Annotated in this window: 20 protein-coding genes; 8 read left to right on the top strand and 12 right to left on the bottom strand. The window is 35.7% G+C overall.

Annotation, left to right across the window (positions count from 1 at the left end):
• Nucleotides 1-78: 78 nt before the first annotated feature.
• The 5 genes from AC0N32_RS18645 to AC0N32_RS18625 form a co-directional block, all read right to left on the bottom strand.
• Entirely contained in the window at nt 79-1,626 is a 1,548-nt protein-coding gene (locus AC0N32_RS18645; protein ID WP_476395348.1) for a TlpA family protein disulfide reductase, read from the bottom strand.
• A gap of 98 nt (nt 1,627-1,724) precedes the next feature.
• Nucleotides 1,725-3,815 carry a peptidase domain-containing ABC transporter gene (locus tag AC0N32_RS18640; RefSeq protein WP_476395347.1) on the bottom strand — a complete coding sequence of 697 codons (2,091 nt, stop codon included), beginning with the start codon at nt 3,813-3,815 and terminating at the stop codon, nt 1,725-1,727.
• On the bottom strand, nt 3,802-4,326 hold the full coding sequence (locus tag AC0N32_RS18635) for a TlpA family protein disulfide reductase (RefSeq protein WP_476395346.1): 525 nt from the start codon (nt 4,324-4,326) through the stop codon (nt 3,802-3,804). The genes AC0N32_RS18640 and AC0N32_RS18635 overlap by 14 nt, the downstream gene beginning before the upstream one ends.
• Nucleotides 4,326-4,970 (bottom strand): hypothetical protein, encoded by a 645-nt coding sequence (locus tag AC0N32_RS18630; protein ID WP_476395345.1) that lies wholly within the window; start codon nt 4,968-4,970, stop codon nt 4,326-4,328. Before AC0N32_RS18630 ends, AC0N32_RS18635 begins: the two co-directional genes overlap by 1 nt.
• A gap of 806 nt (nt 4,971-5,776) precedes the next feature.
• Nucleotides 5,777-5,959, bottom strand: coding sequence for a hypothetical protein (locus AC0N32_RS18625; RefSeq protein ID WP_476395344.1), 183 nt, complete (start codon nt 5,957-5,959; stop codon nt 5,777-5,779).
• A 172-nt stretch (nt 5,960-6,131) separates the two neighbouring features.
• Between AC0N32_RS18625 and AC0N32_RS18620 the strand changes: the two genes are divergently transcribed.
• Entirely contained in the window at nt 6,132-6,365 is a 234-nt protein-coding gene (locus AC0N32_RS18620; protein ID WP_476395343.1) for a helix-turn-helix domain-containing protein, read from the top strand.
• Between the two features lie 83 nt (nt 6,366-6,448).
• Here AC0N32_RS18620 and AC0N32_RS18615 read toward each other — a convergent pair whose 3' ends face one another.
• The 6 genes from AC0N32_RS18615 to lpxB all read right to left on the bottom strand — a co-directional run bounded on the left by AC0N32_RS18615 (nt 6,449) and on the right by lpxB (nt 13,669).
• Entirely contained in the window at nt 6,449-7,216 is a 768-nt protein-coding gene (locus AC0N32_RS18615) for a succinate dehydrogenase/fumarate reductase iron-sulfur subunit (RefSeq protein ID WP_476395342.1), read from the bottom strand.
• Nucleotides 7,217-7,240: 24 nt separating this feature from the next.
• Nucleotides 7,241-7,816: a hypothetical protein gene (locus AC0N32_RS18610; protein ID WP_476395341.1), complete on the bottom strand. Its 576-nt coding sequence runs from the start codon at nt 7,814-7,816 to the stop codon at nt 7,241-7,243.
• Nucleotides 7,817-7,821: 5 nt separating this feature from the next.
• Nucleotides 7,822-9,834, bottom strand: a complete 2,013-nt coding sequence (locus tag AC0N32_RS18605; protein WP_476395340.1) for a fumarate reductase/succinate dehydrogenase flavoprotein subunit — start codon at nt 9,832-9,834, stop codon at nt 7,822-7,824.
• A gap of 15 nt (nt 9,835-9,849) precedes the next feature.
• Nucleotides 9,850-10,512 carry a succinate dehydrogenase cytochrome b subunit gene (locus AC0N32_RS18600; protein ID WP_476395339.1) on the bottom strand — a complete coding sequence of 221 codons (663 nt, stop codon included), beginning with the start codon at nt 10,510-10,512 and terminating at the stop codon, nt 9,850-9,852.
• A gap of 143 nt (nt 10,513-10,655) precedes the next feature.
• Complete coding sequence (locus tag AC0N32_RS18595) at nt 10,656-12,440, bottom strand: ComEC/Rec2 family competence protein (RefSeq protein WP_476395338.1); 1,785 nt, start codon at nt 12,438-12,440, stop codon at nt 10,656-10,658.
• Between the two features lie 125 nt (nt 12,441-12,565).
• Nucleotides 12,566-13,669, bottom strand: a complete 1,104-nt coding sequence (gene lpxB / locus AC0N32_RS18590) for a lipid-A-disaccharide synthase (RefSeq protein WP_476395337.1) — start codon at nt 13,667-13,669, stop codon at nt 12,566-12,568.
• Nucleotides 13,670-13,832: 163 nt separating this feature from the next.
• Between lpxB and AC0N32_RS18585 the strand changes: the two genes are divergently transcribed.
• The 3 genes from AC0N32_RS18585 to AC0N32_RS18575 all read left to right on the top strand — a co-directional run bounded on the left by AC0N32_RS18585 (nt 13,833) and on the right by AC0N32_RS18575 (nt 16,342).
• Complete coding sequence (locus AC0N32_RS18585; protein ID WP_476395336.1) at nt 13,833-14,342, top strand: DUF2480 family protein; 510 nt, start codon at nt 13,833-13,835, stop codon at nt 14,340-14,342.
• Nucleotides 14,343-14,345: 3 nt separating this feature from the next.
• Complete coding sequence (locus tag AC0N32_RS18580) at nt 14,346-15,608, top strand: protein O-mannosyl-transferase family (RefSeq protein ID WP_476395335.1); 1,263 nt, start codon at nt 14,346-14,348, stop codon at nt 15,606-15,608.
• Nucleotides 15,609-15,688: 80 nt separating this feature from the next.
• Nucleotides 15,689-16,342 (top strand): DUF937 domain-containing protein, encoded by a 654-nt coding sequence (locus AC0N32_RS18575; RefSeq protein ID WP_476395334.1) that lies wholly within the window; start codon nt 15,689-15,691, stop codon nt 16,340-16,342.
• A 56-nt stretch (nt 16,343-16,398) separates the two neighbouring features.
• Here the strand turns inward: AC0N32_RS18575 and AC0N32_RS18570 are convergent, their stop codons facing one another.
• Entirely contained in the window at nt 16,399-16,518 is a 120-nt protein-coding gene (locus tag AC0N32_RS18570) for a 30S ribosomal protein THX (RefSeq protein ID WP_476395333.1), read from the bottom strand.
• Between the two features lie 191 nt (nt 16,519-16,709).
• Between AC0N32_RS18570 and AC0N32_RS18565 the strand changes: the two genes are divergently transcribed.
• From AC0N32_RS18565 to AC0N32_RS18550, 4 genes are read left to right on the top strand one after another with little or no spacing between them, the layout of a single operon-like run.
• Nucleotides 16,710-17,306, top strand: a complete 597-nt coding sequence (locus tag AC0N32_RS18565; protein ID WP_476395332.1) for a DUF2975 domain-containing protein — start codon at nt 16,710-16,712, stop codon at nt 17,304-17,306.
• A gap of 3 nt (nt 17,307-17,309) precedes the next feature.
• Nucleotides 17,310-17,516, top strand: coding sequence for a helix-turn-helix domain-containing protein (locus AC0N32_RS18560; RefSeq protein WP_294202265.1), 207 nt, complete (start codon nt 17,310-17,312; stop codon nt 17,514-17,516).
• Nucleotides 17,517-17,524: 8 nt separating this feature from the next.
• Nucleotides 17,525-19,198, top strand: coding sequence for a S41 family peptidase (locus tag AC0N32_RS18555; protein WP_476395331.1), 1,674 nt, complete (start codon nt 17,525-17,527; stop codon nt 19,196-19,198).
• A gap of 57 nt (nt 19,199-19,255) precedes the next feature.
• On the top strand, nt 19,256-19,687 hold the full coding sequence (locus AC0N32_RS18550; protein ID WP_476395330.1) for an ankyrin repeat domain-containing protein: 432 nt from the start codon (nt 19,256-19,258) through the stop codon (nt 19,685-19,687).
• Nucleotides 19,688-19,817 lie beyond the last annotated feature (130 nt).

Below are 19,817 nucleotides of genomic sequence, written 5' to 3'. Positions count from 1 at the left end.
CCTAATGTTTCAGTCTGCAAAAATACAATAAAAAAAACCTTATCCGAAGACAAGGTTTTTATATGTACTCAATTTAAATTATTTTGTCTGAGCCGGCTGCGGATTTACCTGTTCTTGTGGAACTTGTTGTGCCACCGCTGGGTCCATCGCTGATCCCGGCTGCAATTGAATATTTGGATTGACTTTTGGTGCAGAAAGCCCGGTCTGCTTATCCAAAACAGTTACCAATTCGGGATCTCCAAGATTGAAGAATGGCTTGCTGGCGATTTTACCGTCTTTATCAACAATAACGAAGCACGGTAACTTGAAACCGTAAATTCCATATTTTTTGGCAATGTCAGAATTCAATCCTCCTTCACCATATACATTCGTTCCTGTAACTCCTTTCATTAAAGAGCTGCTTGTTTTTACAAACTGATCTTTCGTATCGTCAACATTGACATAAACAAAGTTCATTTTCGATTTGTAGAAATTCACCACTTCTTTTAAAACAGGAATGGTTGCCTCACCAATATAAGGATTCCACGATGCATAGAACATCATCATGTATGGTTTCCCTTTGTTTGTGGAAAGGCTGTATGATTTTCCGTCAACTTTAATCAAGGATGCTTCAGGAGCCTGCTCACCGATTTTGAAACCGTTGATCGCAAACTGGATTTTCTTCAGATCTTCTTTAATGGTAGCATCTTTAATATCAGTATCAATAATTTTTTTGATTTTTTCAATCGTCTTTTCAGGACTTCCCGGGTGAATATCAGACTGAGCCATTACAAATGCCAGTAAATAATCCTTCGCAGTCTGTGAAAGGTCTTTCTGATTTTTCTTTAAATATTCAGTAAATAATTCTGAAGTGGTAATATCAGTTTTTCCTGCACTGTTTGCCTGTGCATATTTCTGGAAATCAGGACTCATTTTTCCTAAAAGATATTGTCTGTAGTAAGGGTTTTCCTTTACCATCACATCTTTATTCTCCTGCAGTTTATTCTCGTAATCTGTGAAAGCTTTGGTCACTTTGAAAGACGGATTATTCCCCATCTGATTATGACTCATCTCATATTGATTAAGAATAGTAAGCAAAGTACTTGATAAATCGTTCTTTTTCCACTGTACAAGCTCATTATCAGGATTGAATTTCTTTACGTTTTCTTCGATATTTTTATTGATATCGGCCTCAACTTTTTCCATTCCTTTTAAGAAAGTCTTTTCATCTTTTGCAATAAGCTCACCCATATTTACCTTCTGAGCGTAGGTCGCAAGATATTTTTGGGTAGCGTTAAGGAAGTCATTGTTGTTTTTTGCATCACCCGTAATGGTAAATTCAGAAGGGAAAGTCATTCCGTTTCCTGAAATTTCAAGCTTTTGGCCTCCCTTCAGATATATAAGGTTTTGCTTTCCTCCGTATGACATCACATACATTCCGCTCTTAGGAGCGTCGAAGCTTCCGGCAAAGGTTCCGTCTTTATTAATCCCGATATTAATCAATGGCAAGGTAGCTACTCCCGACGCCTCAATAAATTCGATTCTCTCCAGTGGAGAACCGCCGCTAATTTTTCCTTTTACTTCTACTTTTTTAGAGCAGGACATCGCAAAAACAGCGATGATAAACAATAAAAGATATTTTCTCATTTTAAATTTTATAATTACGCAAAAATAAGTTTTTCATCTCAACTAAATATAATATTTGAAAGTATTTTATGAAAGATTTAACTAAAAGAAAAATTAATCTATCGTTTACTTAATGTCTTATCTTTTAAGCAAAATATCTGACGAGAAATCACTTCTAATTTCTCCAGATTATGACTAATAATTAAAATGATTTTGTCCCTATGAATTTGATTAATTACTGTGTAAATAAAATCCCTGTTTTCTATATCCAAAGAAGATACAGGTTCATCAAGTATCAAAAATTCAGGTTGATGATAGAGTGCTCTCATCCAACCAAGTAGCTGTTTTTGCCCTCCGGATAAATTTATTCCTTCTTCACCAACAATCGTCATTAACCCCTGTGGAAGACTATTTATAAATGTTTGAAAACCTAAATTTATCAAATCTTGAAATCTGGCTCTGTCAACATCATCATTTAAAACAATATTTTGTAAAACAGTTCCATTAAACAACTTTACCTCTTGTGGAACGATGGAGATCTTACTTCTCCAATTTTCATTGGAAATATTTTGAAATAATATTTGATTATTTACTATAATTGTACCATTTTCAGGTTCAAAATTTTTTTGAAGGATTTCAGCAAAAGTTGTTTTGCCACATCCACTTTCTCCTAATATACATGTAATTTCACCTTTCTTTAATGTTAGATTAATATTTTCCAATAATTTGCTACGACCTTTAAATCTAAAATCTAATTTTTGAATTTCTATTCCGTTAATATGATCAACTTCTATCCCATCCAATTTTTCTTTTGGCAATGATGAGTATTCAAACATTCTGTCAAAAGCAATCTTTGCTTCTTGTATTGGTATGCTCATCAAAGCTAAGTTTGTTATGGCACCAAGCAGAGACCCTGCAATTCCTATAATAGCCATAAGCTCACCTACTTTAATTTGTTTATTCAAAACATTATAAGATGAAAAACCTAATATTACAATAAGAAAAAAAACCAAGGTCAAACCGGAGTATAGGGTAATTTTAATATTTATTTTCCCAAGGTTAAATATTTTGTCTTGAAAGTTTTCGAAAACTAAAGTCTCTTGCCGCAGAAATAAATCTTGTTTCCCCAAACCTTTTATAACAGCTATGCCTCTGATAATATCTATATAATTTGCTTCGTTAATACCATAATGATGCATTACTTCTTTCTGCGCCCCAATAATTTTTTTATTAAACTTAAAAATAATATAAAAAACAATGGGAGAAACCAGTAAACAAAGCAAAGCGAGTTTCCAAGAAAAATAAAAAAGAAAACCTATAGAAATAAAAACGCTGATGATGTCTATAGTCGTATTTGTTAATAAATGTTTGATTACAGTTTGTATTCTTTGTGTATCATTTAGCCTTGCAATAAAGTCCCCTATTTTCCTTGTATCGAAAAAATTTTTGGGAAGATATAGCAAAGAACTAAAAAAAGACTGATTAACTCTCTGGTTAAAATCTTTACTTTGTCTTATAATATAAAAGTCTCTTAATGACTGAATAATAACTCTGGCAATCAAAAGAAAGCACAAAAAACCAATACTTAAAAAAAGAATGCTAATTTTTCTTTTAGGTAAAATATCATCTATTAATTTTTGTGAAAAAATAGACATTGCCATACCCAATAAAGTAGTAACTATACCTAAAAGGATAATAATGTAAATGGATTCCTTGTCTTCTCTTATAAGATTAAAAAACCATTTTTCCTTTTTTGAGACATGGATTTCTTTTTTCTCAAAGCCTTCATTCGGGAATAACGTTAAACAGGTTCTAGAAATCCAAACTTCCTGCAATTGCTCTGCACTCCAATATTCTAATCCTTTGGCAGGATCTCCGATAAGAAATTGATTATCTCTAAAAGAATCTCTACAATAAAAGACAACATAATGCTCGTATTTATTTTCTAATGTTACATGTAAAATTACAGGTTGATTATGTTCAATTAATGCATCTATATCCGCTTCACAGCCCTCCGCATCGAAACCGATTTCCATAGCACATTGATACAAACCTAAAAGTGTAGTACCTGTTTTGCTCGTTCCGCTTTTCTCTCTTAATATTTCTAAAGAAATATCCCCACCATAATATCTTACCAAAGACTGCAGACATCCTACTCCACAATCTGTATGATCTTTTTGAAGAGAAAAGGTTCTTCTAATATTTTTCATTGGTATTTTCTAATAATTTTGGAAGCTTGATGGCTCCTGCTTTTTTGTTGATAAGATGATTATTCTCATCATATACCAAAAAATAGGGGACGCTTTTCATTTGAAATCTTCTGTAAAAATTTGCTTTATCATCATAGCACCAATGAATATTTTGGTAATTGTGTAATTTATACTTTTCTGCAAAAGTTTTTATCTGTTCCAAAGGTTCACTGGCAATCCAAATCCATTCTGTATTTTTATAATCCCTATACATTGCACTAAGCTCTTCTGCTTCTGACTGACAAAACTGACAATCCGGGCTGAAATAAATAATGACTTTGTTATTTTTGTTCTTTAAATTTTGAGATTTAATATAACTTCCATTAATTGTTTTTAGACTAAATGAAGGAATATTCTCTAACTGTTTGATTTTTTCTTTTTTCTGTTGAAAATTAAAAAACAAATAAACAAGTATTCCTATCACAAAGAAAGGAATAAGGATTGCAAATATCTTTAAACTTTTATTTTTCATTAATACTGTGCATTAAGTATTAAAAAACATACTGTTGCTGTCCAAAATAATAAGCCTATACCGTAAGTTACGGCGACCAAACCAAATGACTTTAAATAGCTAATTTTCTCTTCTAAAAACTCTCGTACACCCCAAGCAATAAGAACCCAGTAAAACAATTCGAAAATATTGAGTAATTGCAAAGGATAAGCTAACCATTTCTCGGTAGAAATGTTTTCTTTAAAATTCAATAGTGATAATGGATAGTATGTCTGTACATCTTCAATTGTATAGTTTGTATTGATCCAATAGAAGTAAGTAAGTTTATAAAAGCCTGCGATTATAAAAACAGATTCTGCAAGAAGCGCTAAAAAAACAAAATCACTAAATTTTACCTGATCTATTTTCGAGAGATCAAATAATTTTAGAAAATTAAGACAGAAAGCAACTAATAATACTTTGATTCCAACAAGCGCAGGAATTATTGAATATCCAAGCCACCACCATCTTTTCTGGCTATCCATATAATTTTGAACAACGGCATTTGGATAATCTTTGGTGAGGAAGTCTATTATTTTCGAATCAGTAGAAATATAGGTTTTGTCTAAATATGCTAACACTAAATAACATAAAACAATGCCTATGAAAAGTAGAAAATTTTTCATCAATATAACGCAGAAGGAGTTCTGCTACTTAAAAAAAATGTACGTGAAAGAAACAAAAATAAGAGATATAACAAAAATGAATAAACCTCTACATTTTGGTAATAACGAAACTCCTATAAAAACAGCCGTAAGTATACCCATAATAAATGTAACTCTTTGACTTTCGGAATCTATCCAATTTCTATTAAAAGCAAGAAACGTCAATATACTAAAAAAAATACCGATAATAATGCTTAGATCTACAAATATTTTTAGTTCTTTTTTCATAAGTGTTTTAAAAAGAGAAAAACTTAAAAACCTTTCTATTTTCAATTAAAAATAATTTTCAGCAATCAAATAGATTTCACTTTTATTATTTATAATTGTATTAATGATATTTCTTTGTAAACAAGAAACATATTCAATCATTGTAAATTATAAAATATTGTTAATCCGTTTACTGTTAAAAGTCTACCACAAATCGTAAATTAAAATACAGGTGACAATACAACACATTCTTAAAGAATTTATCACTAATTTATTTATTAAGAACCACTTGATTTAAAGTGATTCTATTTTCTGAAGTTAATGTTTTTAAGTCAATAATTATTTTTTCAATTTTACTTTTCGTAAAAAGATAAGAAATAAGTCCATACCTATGATTAATCCAATATGATAATTTATCGCCATCAAGTTTGAGTTTAATAAAAAAGATTGAACTCTCAAGTTGATAATTAGAATTTTTATACGAAAACTTCAAATTATACTTTAAACTTATCTTTTGTAAGATTTCATCAATTGTTTTAATCATAAATATGGCTCTTACTTTATTTACATTTTGGATTCCAAATATAAGCACTCGCAGCACCTATTGCGTATCCCCATGGCCCAGCGATCATCCCTCCGGCAACAGCTGACAAACCCATAGAAGCCAGACATTCTGGAGATATTTTAGAGGTTTCATTACCTCCCTGCAAATTTTCCATTTGCGAAACATTTAATTTTTTCATAACATTTATAATTTTTTGTTTATGGCTTCCACTTTAGAAACCTCGAACAAATTTGTATAGATTTTTTCAAACATCCTATTCTATTTTAGAATATTCGTATCATAAACAGAAAAGATCTTTTTGAAATTAAAATAAATTTTTAATTTTGTTTTACACAAAGGAATGAAATAAAATGACAGACAAAGACTTAGGTTTTAAATTAAGAAAATTACGTGAAACGAGAGGAATTTCCCAGCAAACATTAGCAATCGACTTAGGCATTACCCAGAGCAAAGTTTCAAAAATAGAAAATGGGACTGAAAAAATAACATTGCCATACTTTATTCAGATCCTGAATTACTTCTCCTTATCTCCCAATGAAATGACCGATTTTTTTAAAGCACCAAAAAAAAATAATCAATTGTAAAAAACAAATTGCAAAATTTTATCGCAAAAAAAAATCGCCATCCTTAGAGGAGACGATTTTTTTTATGATGTAACAGGTAATTTCTACCCTCTGTCAACAAATGCCGACATATATTCTCTATTCATTCTTGCGATGTTCTCGAGAGAAATCCCTTTCGGACATTCCACTTCGCAGGCGCCGGTGTTTGAGCAGTTTCCGAATCCTTCTTCATCCATCGCTTTCACCATGTTAAGAACTCTTCTTTTTGCTTCGATTCTACCCTGTGGTAAAAGCGCGTATTGAGACACCTTTGCACCAACGAAAAGCATCGCAGATCCGTTTTTACAAGTAGCCACACATGCACCACAACCGATACATGCAGCAGCATCCATAGCTTTGTCGGCATCCTCTTTAGGAACCGGAATGGCGTTGGCATCCAGAGTATTTCCTGAAGTATTTACCGAAATGAAACCTCCGGCAGCCATTACCCTGTCGAATGCGCTTCGGTCTACCATTAAGTCTTTGATCACAGGGAATGCAGCACTTCTCCACGGCTCAATAACGATGGTTTCACCGTCTTTGAACATTCTCATGTGAAGCTGACAGGTTGTAATTCCTGTATCCGGTCCGTGCGCTCTACCGTTGATGTAGAGGGAACACATTCCGCAAATGCCCTCACGACAGTCATGGTCGAAAGCAATAGGCTCTTTTCCGTCGTTGATAAGATTTTCGTTCAGGATGTCCAACATTTCAAGGAATGAGGAATCTGTAGAAACATCCGATATTTTATAAGTCTCAAACTGACCTTTAGATTTATTATTTTTTTGTCTCCAAATTTTCAGCGTAAGATGTAATCCTTTTTTAGCACTCATAATTGTATATTTATAGGTTGGAGATTATTTTGTTGGTTTGTCTGCATTTTCAAATTTCATATCTGAACTTAAAACTGCAATTTTATTAGAATTTCTGCTTTTCAGGTCCTGGTACTTTTCCATTGCTTTCGCAATATTTTCAGATTTGTCATCCTGTGAAGGCTGATACAGTATTTTTGTATTATTTTTCACGATCTGATAAAAAAGCTTTCTATCTCTGAACTCTGCAGGGTTCAGAGGTCTAAGGTTAACGCTTGCGATAAAAGCACCCATTTCCCCTACCGCATTAATAACGTATACTGCGTTAGGTTCCAGATTGGCTTCAATATAATCTCTATTTTCTGATGTTGCCCAGAAGACATGCTCACCCGGGTCACATTCGTAAACTAAGTATTTTCCGCTTGGTATAGCTCCCAAAAATTTATCTTTATCGTAAACCCTGAAGTTAAGGAGCATACCCGCTCCGGTTTTAAGGATATACACCAAAGATTTACCTTCGGAAGGCTTATCAATAGCCTGAGTAGTTACTTTTTGTGCAAAAACTCCAGAAAATCCTGAGAAGATTACAAAAAACAGAAGTACTTTTTTTAAACTCTCCATATGCGTTATTTGTAACTTCTTGTTTTCACTTCAATATTATCATAGATGAGCTCTTCTTTGTGCAATACTTCTGTATTGATATCGTCTCCCTGATATTCCCAAGCTCCAACATATTTGTAATTGATGTCATCTCTTTCCGCTTCTCCGTCTTTCGTAGCATGATCTTCACGGAAATGACCTCCACAAGATTCGTTTCTATGAAGTGCGTCAATGGCCATCAATTGTCCAAGCTCTAAGAAGTCTGCTACTCTGAATGCTTTTTCAAGCTCGGTATTCATTCCGTCATTATCTCCCGGAACTTTTACGTTTTTCCAGAAATCATTTCTTACTTCTTCGATCTCTCTGATGGCTTCTCTTAATCCTTCTGGAGTTCTTCCCATCCCTACTTTATTCCACATGATGTTTCCTAACTTTTTGTGGAAGTGGTCAACGGAATGAGTTCCTTTATTATTAAGGAAGAAATCTATTTTTTCTTTAATTCCTTTTTCCGCTTCGTCGAATGCCGGCGCTGCAGTAGGAATGGCTCCCGTTCTGATATCTGCAGACAAATAATCCGCAATAGTGTACGGAAGTACAAAATATCCGTCTGCAAGTCCCTGCATCAAAGCAGAAGCTCCCAGTCGGTTGGCTCCGTGGTCGGAGAAATTAGCCTCCCCTATTACGAAACATCCCGGAATGGTAGATTGCAGATTATAATCAACCCAAACACCACCCATGGTGTAGTGAACGGCAGGATAAATTTTCATCGGTGTCTTATAAGGATCGTCTGCGGTAATTTTTTCATACATCACGAATAAGTTACCGTATTTCTCTTCTACCCAGCTTTTACCCAGATCATAAATCTGCTGTTCCGTGGGGTTGTGAATATGTTTTTCGATAGCGGCTTCCCTACCTTTTTTCATGATCTCCGTAGAGAAATCAAGGTAAACACCTTCCTGGGTATCATTATTTTCGATTCCGTAACCAGCGTCGCATCTTTCTTTAGCAGCTCTTGAAGCTACGTCTCTTGGTACAAGGTTACCGAATGCCGGATATCTTCTTTCCAGATAATAATCCCTATCTTCTTCTTTAATATTTTCAGGTCTTAATTTTCCTTCTCTGATGGCAACTGAATCTTCAATTTTTTTAGGAACCCAGATTCTTCCTGAGTTTCTTAAAGATTCAGACATCAAAGTAAGTTTAGACTGCTGTGTTCCGTGAACCGGAATACATGTCGGGTGAATCTGTACATAACAAGGGTTTGCGAAATACGCTCCTTTTTTGTGGATTTTCCAAGCTGCAGAAACGTTAGATCCCATTGCATTCGTAGAAAGGAAATATACGTTTCCGTAACCTCCTGAAGCAATAACCACCGCGTGAGCCGAATGTCTCTCGATCTCACCGGTTACAAGGTTTCTTGCGATAATTCCTCTTGCTTTTCCATCAACGATCACAAGGTCCATCATTTCGTGACGGTTGTACATTTTGATTCTCCCTTTACCGATCTGGCGGCTCATGGCAGAATATGCTCCTAATAATAACTGCTGACCGGTTTGTCCTTTTGCATAGAATGTTCTTTTTACCTGAACACCACCAAACGAACGGTTATCAAGCTGACCTCCATATTCACGTCCGAAAGGAACACCCTGAGCAACACACTGGTCGATAATATTAGCGGAAACCTCAGCTAATCGGTAAACATTTGCCTCTCTGGCTCTATAATCACCTCCTTTAATGGTATCGTAGAATAATCTATACGTAGAATCTCCGTCTCCCTGATAATTTTTAGCCGCGTTGATACCTCCCTGAGCCGCAATAGAGTGTGCTCTTCTCGGAGAATCCTGATAGCAGAATGCTTTTACATTATAGCCCTGCTCTGCTAAAGTAGCCGCAGCAGAACCTCCTGCCAGACCTGTTCCCACAACAATAATATCAATCTTGTCTCTGTTGTTTGGGGCAACAAGGTTCATATGGTCTTTATGATTTTTCCACTTATCCTTTAAAGGACCCGCCGGAATTTTTGAATCTAATTTACTCATATTAGTATATTGATATTATTGAGTTACAAAGTGATAAATTGCGATAAAAATAAATCCTGCAGGAATCAGGATGGAGTACCATTTTCCCAAAGCCATGATCACAGGAGTATATTTAGGATGTCTTGCCCCGATAGACTGGAACGAAGACTGGAAACCATGCGCCAAATGCAGTCCCAGTAAGATAAAAGAGATAATGTATATGATTACCCTCCATGCGTCTGCAAATTTTGCATGAAGATCTCCCCAGAAACGTGATTCTTCGATCGGCAATCCGTCTACGTACTTGTAGTTCATCTCATGAAACCAGAAATCGTACATGTGGAGAAAAATAAATGCCAGAACCACAGCACCTGAAATGATCATATTTCTTGACATCCAGGTAGAATTGTGAGAAGGATTATTTGACTCGTATTTCACAGGACGTGCCTTTTGGTTTTTAATTTCCAAAACAAATCCCATTACAAAATGGAAAACCACAGCAAATATCAGAACCGGCTGCATTACAAATTGAATAAGAGGATTATACCCCATAAACTGCGAAGCATTATTGTACGCATCCTCACCAAAAACCGACAAAAGGTTTACAGAAAGGTGCATCACCAGAAAGATCAGCAAAAAGATCGCCGACAATGCCATAGCATATTTTCTACCTATCGTAGAACTCGTTAAACCTGCCATATAAGTTTAAATTTGATTTTCCACAAAATTAAGAAATGTTAACAACATCAAAAAGTGAGAAATCTCACATATAGCCAGTTTGTAATCTTTCTAAATAAGGCTTAAAATATTATAAATAAAGGAAAAACATAAAAGCAGCAGAATTATTTCATCTCATAAATTCTGTGATCACAGGCCACTTTCTGAACGTCAGAAGGCAATGTACGCACTTCGACATTTTTTATGCGCCTTGAAGCACAGTAAGGATTAATAATAAATTTTGAAATTTTAGATTTATCTGAATTTTCATCAATCCAGAAACAGACAGAATTACTTTTTTTCACAGAAACGATTTTCTTTTTTGAGAAATCATGAAAGAGAATTTCAGTCTGACGGCTTTCGTAAAAATCTAACGATGACCTTAATATCAAAAAAGCACAAAAAGCCATGCTTAGCCGCGTAAAATTTTTAAGATTTCCCTTTAAAATGACGGCCCTTAACAAGGAAAAAATTATAAACAGACAGAAAACTTCTGATAGACTCATGGGAATATTTTCGAAAAACAGGGCATTAAAATCAGCAAACCAGTGAATGACTTTAAGTAAAATTTCAATAGTGAATTCGTATAAATGATTCAGTAATTTAAAATCACAGTTAAAAGCAATTAATGCAGTCATTAAGAAAGAAAAAATGATGATAACTTCCGAAAACGGAACAATAAAAAAGTTGGCGACAATCGAAATAAACGAAAACTGGTGAAAATAATACAAAACCAGTGGTAATGTCGCCAATTGAGCCGAAACAGAAATGGAAATGGTATTAAAAATGACTTTTTTCAACCTATTGTCCTGCTTGGGAAAATAGTGCAAAATAGGCTGATTCAGCCAATATATGCCCAATACGGCGAGAAAACTCAGTTGGAAACCAACATCGAAAACCTGTTGAGTATCAAGCACTAAAATAATGAACGCCGACAATGCCAACGCGTGAAGAACATCCGTTTTTCTCTGGAGCAGAACATATATGAAATAAACCGTCAACATAATGCTGGAGCGTACTACAGAACTTCCAAAGCCGATAAAAACAGTAAAAAGCCAGATAAAAATCAAGCTCAAAATAATTGCATATTTTCTGTATTTTAACGGAAAAACCCTCAGCAGCAAAAAATAGAACAATCCGAAAATAACAACGATATGTGTTCCCGAAATCGCCAGAAAATGCACCAATCCGGATCTGCTGAAATCCTGAACAGTCTCAGCATCAATTTCCGTACGGTCCGCAAGGATAATTCCCTTCAGAAATTCTTTTGATCTTGAAGATATTCCCGTGCGGTCAATCTTTTCAAGAACCTCCAGTCTTTGCTGAGAAAATTCCTCACCAATACTTAAATCGTTTCTTTCAGCACAGGAGATATGGCCACCAATATAACACTGATAATCAATATTTTTACGCTTCAGGTATTTCGAATAATTAAACTGAAAATCATGTTCCGGAACTTTCGGAAGGGCCAGATAAGCATGGTTTCTGTAATAATGGATAAAATCTAATTCTTTCTCACTTTTGGGAATGTATAAAATAGCATTCATATTTTCCCGATCCAGTCGGATTACCGCTTCATATTTTCTGTTTTTCTCATTAGAATTTAATTTTTTAGAAATTTTAAAAACAATAGCCTTTTTTCCTGAAACAGAAACATTGTTCTCATGAAAAGTGAAAGAATGTAAAACGACACCAATCCCAAAAAACATGATACACAGCAGATAAGATCGTATTTTATATAAAAAGTAGCTCTTCAAAAACCCCGAAAGGAAAACGATAAGAGAAAGGGTAATAACCCAATAAATGCTTGCTTCTTTTAATAAAAATCTATCCTGGAAGAAAATTCCTAGAATCAGGGAAATAACGAGAATAAGAAGTGGCTGCCTGTTCAAAATTTGTGCTTTTTCCAAAAATATTTATTTCAAAGGAAAATCCCTCATCAATATCGAAAAACTTTAAAACAAGCCGGACATTCGCCACAGAAAAGAAAAATCGCAGAAAAATTTCCCGCGATTTTAATAATTTATTTAAAAATTTAAATCTTCACAATGATATCCGCTGCATTTTTGCTGGCTCCTTCGCCGCCGAGTTTTTGCCTCAGAAGTTCATAGTCTTTTAAGACTTCAAATCTTTTTTCCGTTTGCAATACTTTTCTAAGTTCTTCAACGAGGTTATTTGTATTTAAATCATTCTGAATCAACTCCTTTACCACTTCACGACCCATAATAAGATTGACCAGCGAAATGTATTTTATATTTTTAACCAGCCGTTTTGCGATGGCATAAGAAATTTTACTTCCACGGTAGCAAACGACTTCCGGTACATTCAATAAAGCAGTTTCTAAAGTGGCGGTTCCCGAAGTTACCAGTGCAGCCTTTGAACACCTCAGCAGATCATAGGTTTTATTGGAAACAAAGTGAACATTGTCGTCTACATAATTTTCATAAAATTCTTTAGGAAGACTCGGAGCGCCGGCAATAATAAACTGATATTCCTGAAAATAAGGCCTTACAGAGAGCATTATTTCGAGCATTTTCTCCACTTCCTGTTTTCGTGATCCCGGCAGCAGTGCTATGATTTCTTTATCATTCAACCCGTTCTCCGTTTTAAATGTATCAATGCTTAATTCTTTTAAATCTGAAATGGCATCCAGCAAAGGATGGCCGACAAAATGAGAATGGACGCCATGTTTTTTATAAAAATCTTCCTCAAAAGGAAGGATAACCATCATTTCGTCAACATATTTTTTAATGATCTCTACCCTTCCTTCTTTCCAGGCCCAAAGCTGGGGTGAAATATAGTAAACCACCTTGATTCCCTGTTCTTTGGCAAACTTTGCAATTCTTAAGTTAAACCCGGGATAATCTACCAGGATCAGAACGTCCGGCCTGTGATTTTTGATATCTTCCTTACAGAATTTAATATTATTCAGAATGGTCCTCAGGTTCATCGCCACCTCCAGGAATCCCATGAATGCGAGATCCCGGTAATGTTTCACCAGTATTCCGCCCTGTCCGGCCATCAGATCGCCACCCCAAAACCTGAAGTCGGCATCCGGGTCCTTCTGTTTTAAAGCTTTCATTAAATTACTCCCGTGCAAATCTCCGGAAGCTTCTCCGGCAATGATATAATACTTCATTTCTGTTGAAATCTTTTATTTTCTTACCTGCCGACATCAACCTCCTTCCGAATTTCTCTTGTGGCAACAGAAGTTATGGGAGGTTTCTATGACATGGATAGAGAACAAATTAAGACATATAACATCTTAAATTTGTAAATTTGTCCAAAGATAATGATAAAAAATGTCAGAAGAATTTGAAATCCGAAATAAAGTTGCAGAGAGCGGCCTCATCAATTTTGATCTTACCGATCTTGTTCCGAAAGGCATCAGAAAAGGAATCGACCTGAAAGATTTTCTTTTTATGGAAATGATTTTGAAGGAAAAAGATTTCCGCGAGAAAGTAGCCGCCATAGATCCTGAAGAATATCGTGACGCCTTTGTATATGTTTATAATTCCGCAGATGCCATTGTTCCGTTGTGGGCTTATTTTTTAATTACGGCCAAACTCACCGGGGTCACTAAAAAAATAGTTTTCGGGAACAGTGAAGATCTTGAAGTCATTTTGATGCACAATGCGGTAAAGAATTATGATTTTGAGGAAATGCGCGGCAAAAGAGTTTTGGTAAAAGGCTGTTCCGACAAAGAAATTCCTGAAAATGCTTATGTCGAACTGGTAGAGCAATTGCAGCCGATCGTCAAGTCGCTGATGTTCGGTGAAGCATGTTCGAATGTTCCTATTCTGAAGAATTAAGAAATGAATAAATATTTTACCTCCGGTTTACTGTTTATCACATTTTTACTGATCTATTACGCCGGGAGTTTCACTAAAATTCCTTTCGCCGATTGCGTCGGGTTTGCCCTCACTACTGAATTGGACACTTTTGAAACGGTCGCCAGTTCCACTTCCCACATTTTGTACGGCAATACCGCTATTCTGATCAATAAGATAACAGGATTAGGCTCTATCGAATCCAACAGGTTTCTGGTGATATTTTCAGCTGCTTTTGCCGTTACATTTGTTTATATGACAATCAGGAATTTAACAAAAATAAACTGGGCTGCTATTGTAGGGGCGATTGTTTTCGGATTCAGCTTTACCTTCTGGAAAAATGCCGAGATCATTGAGGTGTATACGTATAATGCCTTTTGGCTTACCCTGTTTTATTTATGCATCATCAACACTTTTGTATTAGAAAAAAAGAAAGCTTATATCGTTTTAGCGGGAGTTTTTCTGGGGATCAGCATCTGGCTGCACATTCAGAATTTCCTGCTCATTCCGGCTTATCTTTTATTCCTGTTCTATTTCAGATCTGAAAAGGCTGTTGCGGTATATTCACTGCTCTCTTTTTCAATTATTTTCTCCCTTTTATTTATTGTTAATTACGTCCAGGGATATCCGCTGTCTTCTCCTTTCACCAGCAACCAGGGACACTGGGTTGAAGACTCATTCAAGAAACCATTTTCGCAGTATGTTATTGACCTGGGAAAATCCGTGGTCTACCTATTATACAATTTTACCGTTTTTGTCATCGTTGGAATCATAGGAATGATTATGCTGTACAAGGAAAACAGAAAGATGTTCAATGTATTCTTCCTCGCCTCCGTTTTAATCTACGGCTTCGCTACATTTTATGCGGTATCGGATAATTATATCTTCTTTTTGCCCTTTAACATAATCTTTGCCCTGTCTGTCGGTTATGGACTTACATCCGGCAAATATGTATTCTTTAAAAAATTTTCATGGATCTGCCTGCTGATCCCGGCTTTCTATTATTTATCATTCAGTATGGCCATGCGTACGCCTCAGGGAAAAACTTTTGATGATTTTAAAAGCTACAAGGGAGGTTTACGCTATTACATGCTCCCATGGATGAATGACAATAAAGGAATCCTGGAATTTGTTATCGATAAAAAAACAGCTCCCGAACCGGTTAACTGGATGACGTACAGTGCTAATATATACATTCAAAAGCTCAAGGAAAAAGGCTATACGGAAGAAGAGATCCGTAAATATTAAGAAAACCAGTCGTGTGACAGGCTACTTTTACGGTACCTTTTTTGCTGATTTTTGTTTACTTTAAATAAAATTGGCAAGCTATGAGTTTAATTGATTTACTAACAGGAAATACCGGTAACCAGGTAGCAGAACGTGCCGAAAGCAAATTCGGGATCGACAGAAATCAGATTATTGCTTTATTGGCGGTCGCTGCACCGCTGATCATCTCTTATCTTAGGAAAAAATCACAGGATACCCAAGAAGCTGAATCCTTAAATGCAGCCCTGGACAAAGATCATGACGGCAGCATCCTCAATGATGTTAACCAGGCAGAAGCAAGGCAATCCGAAGGAAATTCTATCCTCACCCATATATTTGGCGGAGAGAAGAACAATGTAGAAAATCAGCTGTCCCAAAAAACGGGGATTTCCATTGATAAGATCGGCCCTGTTTTATCGATGCTGGCTCCTATTATCATGGGATATATCGGTAAAGAAAAACAACAGAATAATGTGGGCGCAGGTGGCCTCGGTGGTTTATTAGACGGGATTTTAGGCAATGCATCCGATCAGGCTAAAAACCAGCAGTCCAACCCACTGAATGAGGTGATCGGAAGTGTCTTAGGAAACGGAAATTCAGGTTCTTCATCAAATCCACTCAGCGATATCATCGGAAGTGTTTTAGGAAATAATGACAACCAAAATAAAAAGAATGACGGACTGGGAAGTATTCTCGGGAATCTCTTTGGAAAATAAATCTGAACTTTTTTGTTTAAAATAAAAGACCGGAAGAAATTTCCGGTCTTTTATTTTTAGCCTTTGGCTTTTTCTTCTGAAGCAGCAACTGTTTTTGAAGATTTTCTTGGTCTTCTCTTACCATAACTGCCATTGTTGATCTTTCCTCTTTTGGATTTTTTGTCTCCTTTTCCCATAGTAATATAATTTAGTTGTTGTACGAAATTAAAGAATACAGTTTTAAAATCAAAGATTGAGGCTGTTAAAATTATTATAATCTTCGGTTACCCGTGAAAGCTTCTGAAAATATTTCAAATTAAATCTTAATAATAAATTATTGTTTTACGATAATTTATTATAGATTTGCAATAATTAAAATAAATAATCAATGAAAATCATCGGAAAAAATTCACTATCTCAATACATCAGTTATCTCGTACTGGTGTTGTTTATTCTCTTTGCTTTACAATGTGTGTATGAAATTATCGGATTATCCATTCTCGCTTATAATTTCAAAACGGGAAATGCCATTCTCTCAGACTTCTTTATCATAGGCACCGATGTAGGTTGGACAAAAAATGAATGGACACAGCCAGTATCTGATATGATGAAGTTCAAAATTTTCATTCCCTTTACCAGTCAGAACCTTCTTACCGGATTATTCAATACATTCAGTATTTTGAACTTTGTCTGCAATTCCGTTTTTATTACTCTTTTTTGCTATGCGAGCTACAAATTCCTAAGGGAAATCAGCAAGGATAATGTTTTCAATGCCCACGCCTTGTCATGGCTCAAAAGATTCGGATGGATCAATATTCTGTATGCTGTCGTAACCTTAGCGACCATTCCTTTCAGTATAAAAACCATATTTACCGCAACGTCTTCGGTCATTATGTTTCTGTTTTTTGGCGCTTTGGTACTGTTTATCGTAGAATTCTTTAAAAAAGGCCTGGAACTTCAGGAACAAGTAGATTTAACAATTTAAAGTATGCCCATAATAATCAACGTAGACGTGATGCTTGCCAGACGCAAAATGCAGTCGCAGGAACTCGCCGAGAAAATTGGAATCACCCAGGCCAACCTTTCCATTCTGAAGACAGGAAAAGCAAAAGCCGTAAAACTTTCCACCCTGGAAGCCATCTGCAAAGCCCTGGACTGCCAGCCAGGAGATATTCTTGAATATGTAAAAAACTAATTTAAAGCATGAAAAAATACATCCTTATACTTCTAACTTTTTGTACGATACTCTCTTTCGCCCAGACGACATCTGAAACAGAATTTAATAACGGTTCCAAAATTTCAGTAGAATTATTAAACAAAATCGATCACAAAAAGCTGCAGCAACTCGGGTTGATCTGGGGATTCCTAAAATACTACCACCCCAATATTGCTTCCGGGAAATACAACTGGGACAGCGAGCTTTTCAAAATTATTCCTGAATTGTCTGATGCTCCTTCTGAGCAATATGACAAAATAGTAACAAACTGGATCAAAGGATTCGGAGATTTTAAAACACAAAACTACACCACACCCGGGAATCTTAAAATGAAGGCTGATCTCGACTGGATCTCATCTTCCGGCTTTTCGAAAGAACTTACGGAGATCTTGTTAAAAGTTAAAAATGCCGAAAGAAAAAATAAAAACCACTACGTCTCATTGTTACAAGCCGGAAATCCTGAGTTTACCAACGAAAATCCATACTCGACCATGATTTCTCCTGACGCAGGATATCGGCTCCTGAGCCTGTATCGTTACTGGAACATCATTCAGTATTATTTTCCTTACCGGTATGCCATCGGACAGGACTGGAAAGAGGTTTTAGGTGAATTCATTCCAAAATTTTTGTCCGCCACAGACGGTACGGATTACAATCTTGCCTGCCTTGAGCTTACGGCCCGCACCAACGATTCACATGCCGGAATTTATAATGCCGTAACACGCCACTTTTTCGGAGATCGAATTCTTCCATTGGAAGTTGTTTTTGTAGAAAACAAAGCCGTTGTAAAAAACTATTACGATGAAAAACTTGGAAAAGAAACCGGATTAAAAATCGGGGATGTTATTCTGGAAATCAGTCATAAACCTGTCGAAAAGATCATCGATGATTATGCTAAATATCTGCCGGCATCGAATTATCCGACCAAATTAAGAAACCTGTCTTTTCAGCTGCTGAATTCCAATGACCTGTCTGTCGAAGTAAAATATCTCACCGACGGAACTGAGAAAACCGCAACCCTCAAGACGTATCTTTATGACAGAATAAATTACACCCAAAAGCCTGCAGACGCCTTTAAAATGATTGACGAGCAAACCGCTTATATCAACTTAGGAACTGTAAAATCAAAAGACTTTCAGAATATTTTTGAAAAAATAAAGAATACAAAGGCTCTGGTCATCGATATCAGAGCGTATCCTGCGGAATTCAATGTCTTTAAGCTCGGGAAATACCTGTTGCCTCACCCTGAAAAATTTGTAAAATTTACAGTACCGTCAATAATTTCGCCCGGAGATTTTATCATGCAGGAAGCCCTTACCGTAGGTGCCAATAATAAAGATTTCTACAAAGGGAAAGTTGCGATCCTCATCAATGAAACAACGCAGAGCAGTGCAGAATACCATACCATGGCTTTCAGAAAAGCACCCAACGCAAAAGTTTTCGGGTCTCAGACCGCGGGTGCCGACGGTAATGTCTCCTATTTTTTACTTCCGGGGAAAGTTTCAACGCAAATTACCGGACTGGGCGTTTATTATCCCGACGGAAAAGAAACGCAGAGAATAGGCATTGTTCCGGATATAGAAGTGAAACCTACCATCGACGGCATAAAAAACAATAAAGACGAAGTTTTGGAAAAAGCAATGAGTTGGCTTAATAATTAGCAACATGGTTCAAAAGAAATATTTAGATTTGTATATTCTTTAGATAAATCAAGTTTTATGAAAAAAATAATTACAGCAACATTAGTATTAGGGCTTTCTATTTTTGCAAACGGGTTATTTGCACAGGAATTATCCCCGGAACAATCACAAGCTTTTACAACAGATAATCTGGAAAGCTTTCAGAAAGTTTTCAATCAGGAAGATTTTTCAAAATGCTTTACCGTAAACGGCACAGAAATAAATCTGCTTTCTCTGAGTGTAAAAGAAAATAAAAGAAATACATTCAATTATCTGGTCAATAAAGTTGATGTAAATAAATCCTGCACTGATGTAACACCTTTGATGTACGCTGCAATATCCGGAAACATGGATGCTGCAAAAATTCTGATGAAATTCGGAGCCAAAAAAGATATAAAGGACAGCAAGGGCAAGACCGCAAAAGATCATGCCGTTAAAAACAAACAGTCTGCAATGACATTAGTTCTTTGATTTTTTTAGAAATAAATAGTTTAAACTTCCTTCGGGAAGTTTTTTTTGTTTTAAAAACCTCTAAAAATCTTATCTTTGCCAACGTAAAATTCAAAAGTTCCGACTTGAACTTTAAACCTTGAACTTTAAA

The organism is Chryseobacterium endophyticum (genome assembly GCF_056333165.1).
Note: the sequence above shows the minus strand (reverse complement) of the source record. Positions and strands in the feature narration are given on the sequence as shown.

What these genes read in the sequence shown, in the direction of transcription:
- AC0N32_RS18620 (WP_476395343.1), top strand. Translation starts at nt 6,132, where the DNA reads ATGACAGACAAAGACTTAGGTTTTAAATTAAGAAAATTACGTGAAACG.
- AC0N32_RS18550 (WP_476395330.1), top strand. Translation starts at nt 19,256, where the DNA reads ATGAAAAAAATAATTACAGCAACATTAGTATTAGGGCTTTCTATTTTT.
- AC0N32_RS18640 (WP_476395347.1), bottom strand. Translation starts at nt 3,815, where the DNA reads ATGAAAAATATTAGAAGAACCTTTTCTCTTCAAAAAGATCATACAGAT.
- AC0N32_RS18565 (WP_476395332.1), top strand. Translation starts at nt 16,710, where the DNA reads ATGAAAATCATCGGAAAAAATTCACTATCTCAATACATCAGTTATCTC.
- AC0N32_RS18575 (WP_476395334.1), top strand. Translation starts at nt 15,689, where the DNA reads ATGAGTTTAATTGATTTACTAACAGGAAATACCGGTAACCAGGTAGCA.
- AC0N32_RS18625 (WP_476395344.1), bottom strand. Translation starts at nt 5,959, where the DNA reads ATGAAAAAATTAAATGTTTCGCAAATGGAAAATTTGCAGGGAGGTAAT.
- AC0N32_RS18645 (WP_476395348.1), bottom strand. Translation starts at nt 1,626, where the DNA reads ATGAGAAAATATCTTTTATTGTTTATCATCGCTGTTTTTGCGATGTCC.
- AC0N32_RS18585 (WP_476395336.1), top strand. Translation starts at nt 13,833, where the DNA reads ATGTCAGAAGAATTTGAAATCCGAAATAAAGTTGCAGAGAGCGGCCTC.
- AC0N32_RS18600 (WP_476395339.1), bottom strand. Translation starts at nt 10,512, where the DNA reads ATGGCAGGTTTAACGAGTTCTACGATAGGTAGAAAATATGCTATGGCA.
- AC0N32_RS18555 (WP_476395331.1), top strand. Translation starts at nt 17,525, where the DNA reads ATGAAAAAATACATCCTTATACTTCTAACTTTTTGTACGATACTCTCT.
- AC0N32_RS18610 (WP_476395341.1), bottom strand. Translation starts at nt 7,816, where the DNA reads ATGGAGAGTTTAAAAAAAGTACTTCTGTTTTTTGTAATCTTCTCAGGA.
- AC0N32_RS18630 (WP_476395345.1), bottom strand. Translation starts at nt 4,970, where the DNA reads ATGAAAAATTTTCTACTTTTCATAGGCATTGTTTTATGTTATTTAGTG.
- AC0N32_RS18570 (WP_476395333.1), bottom strand. Translation starts at nt 16,518, where the DNA reads ATGGGAAAAGGAGACAAAAAATCCAAAAGAGGAAAGATCAACAATGGC.
- AC0N32_RS18580 (WP_476395335.1), top strand. Translation starts at nt 14,346, where the DNA reads ATGAATAAATATTTTACCTCCGGTTTACTGTTTATCACATTTTTACTG.
- AC0N32_RS18605 (WP_476395340.1), bottom strand. Translation starts at nt 9,834, where the DNA reads ATGAGTAAATTAGATTCAAAAATTCCGGCGGGTCCTTTAAAGGATAAG.
- AC0N32_RS18635 (WP_476395346.1), bottom strand. Translation starts at nt 4,326, where the DNA reads ATGAAAAATAAAAGTTTAAAGATATTTGCAATCCTTATTCCTTTCTTT.
- AC0N32_RS18615 (WP_476395342.1), bottom strand. Translation starts at nt 7,216, where the DNA reads ATGAGTGCTAAAAAAGGATTACATCTTACGCTGAAAATTTGGAGACAA.
- AC0N32_RS18560 (WP_294202265.1), top strand. Translation starts at nt 17,310, where the DNA reads ATGCCCATAATAATCAACGTAGACGTGATGCTTGCCAGACGCAAAATG.
- lpxB (WP_476395337.1), bottom strand. Translation starts at nt 13,669, where the DNA reads ATGAAGTATTATATCATTGCCGGAGAAGCTTCCGGAGATTTGCACGGG.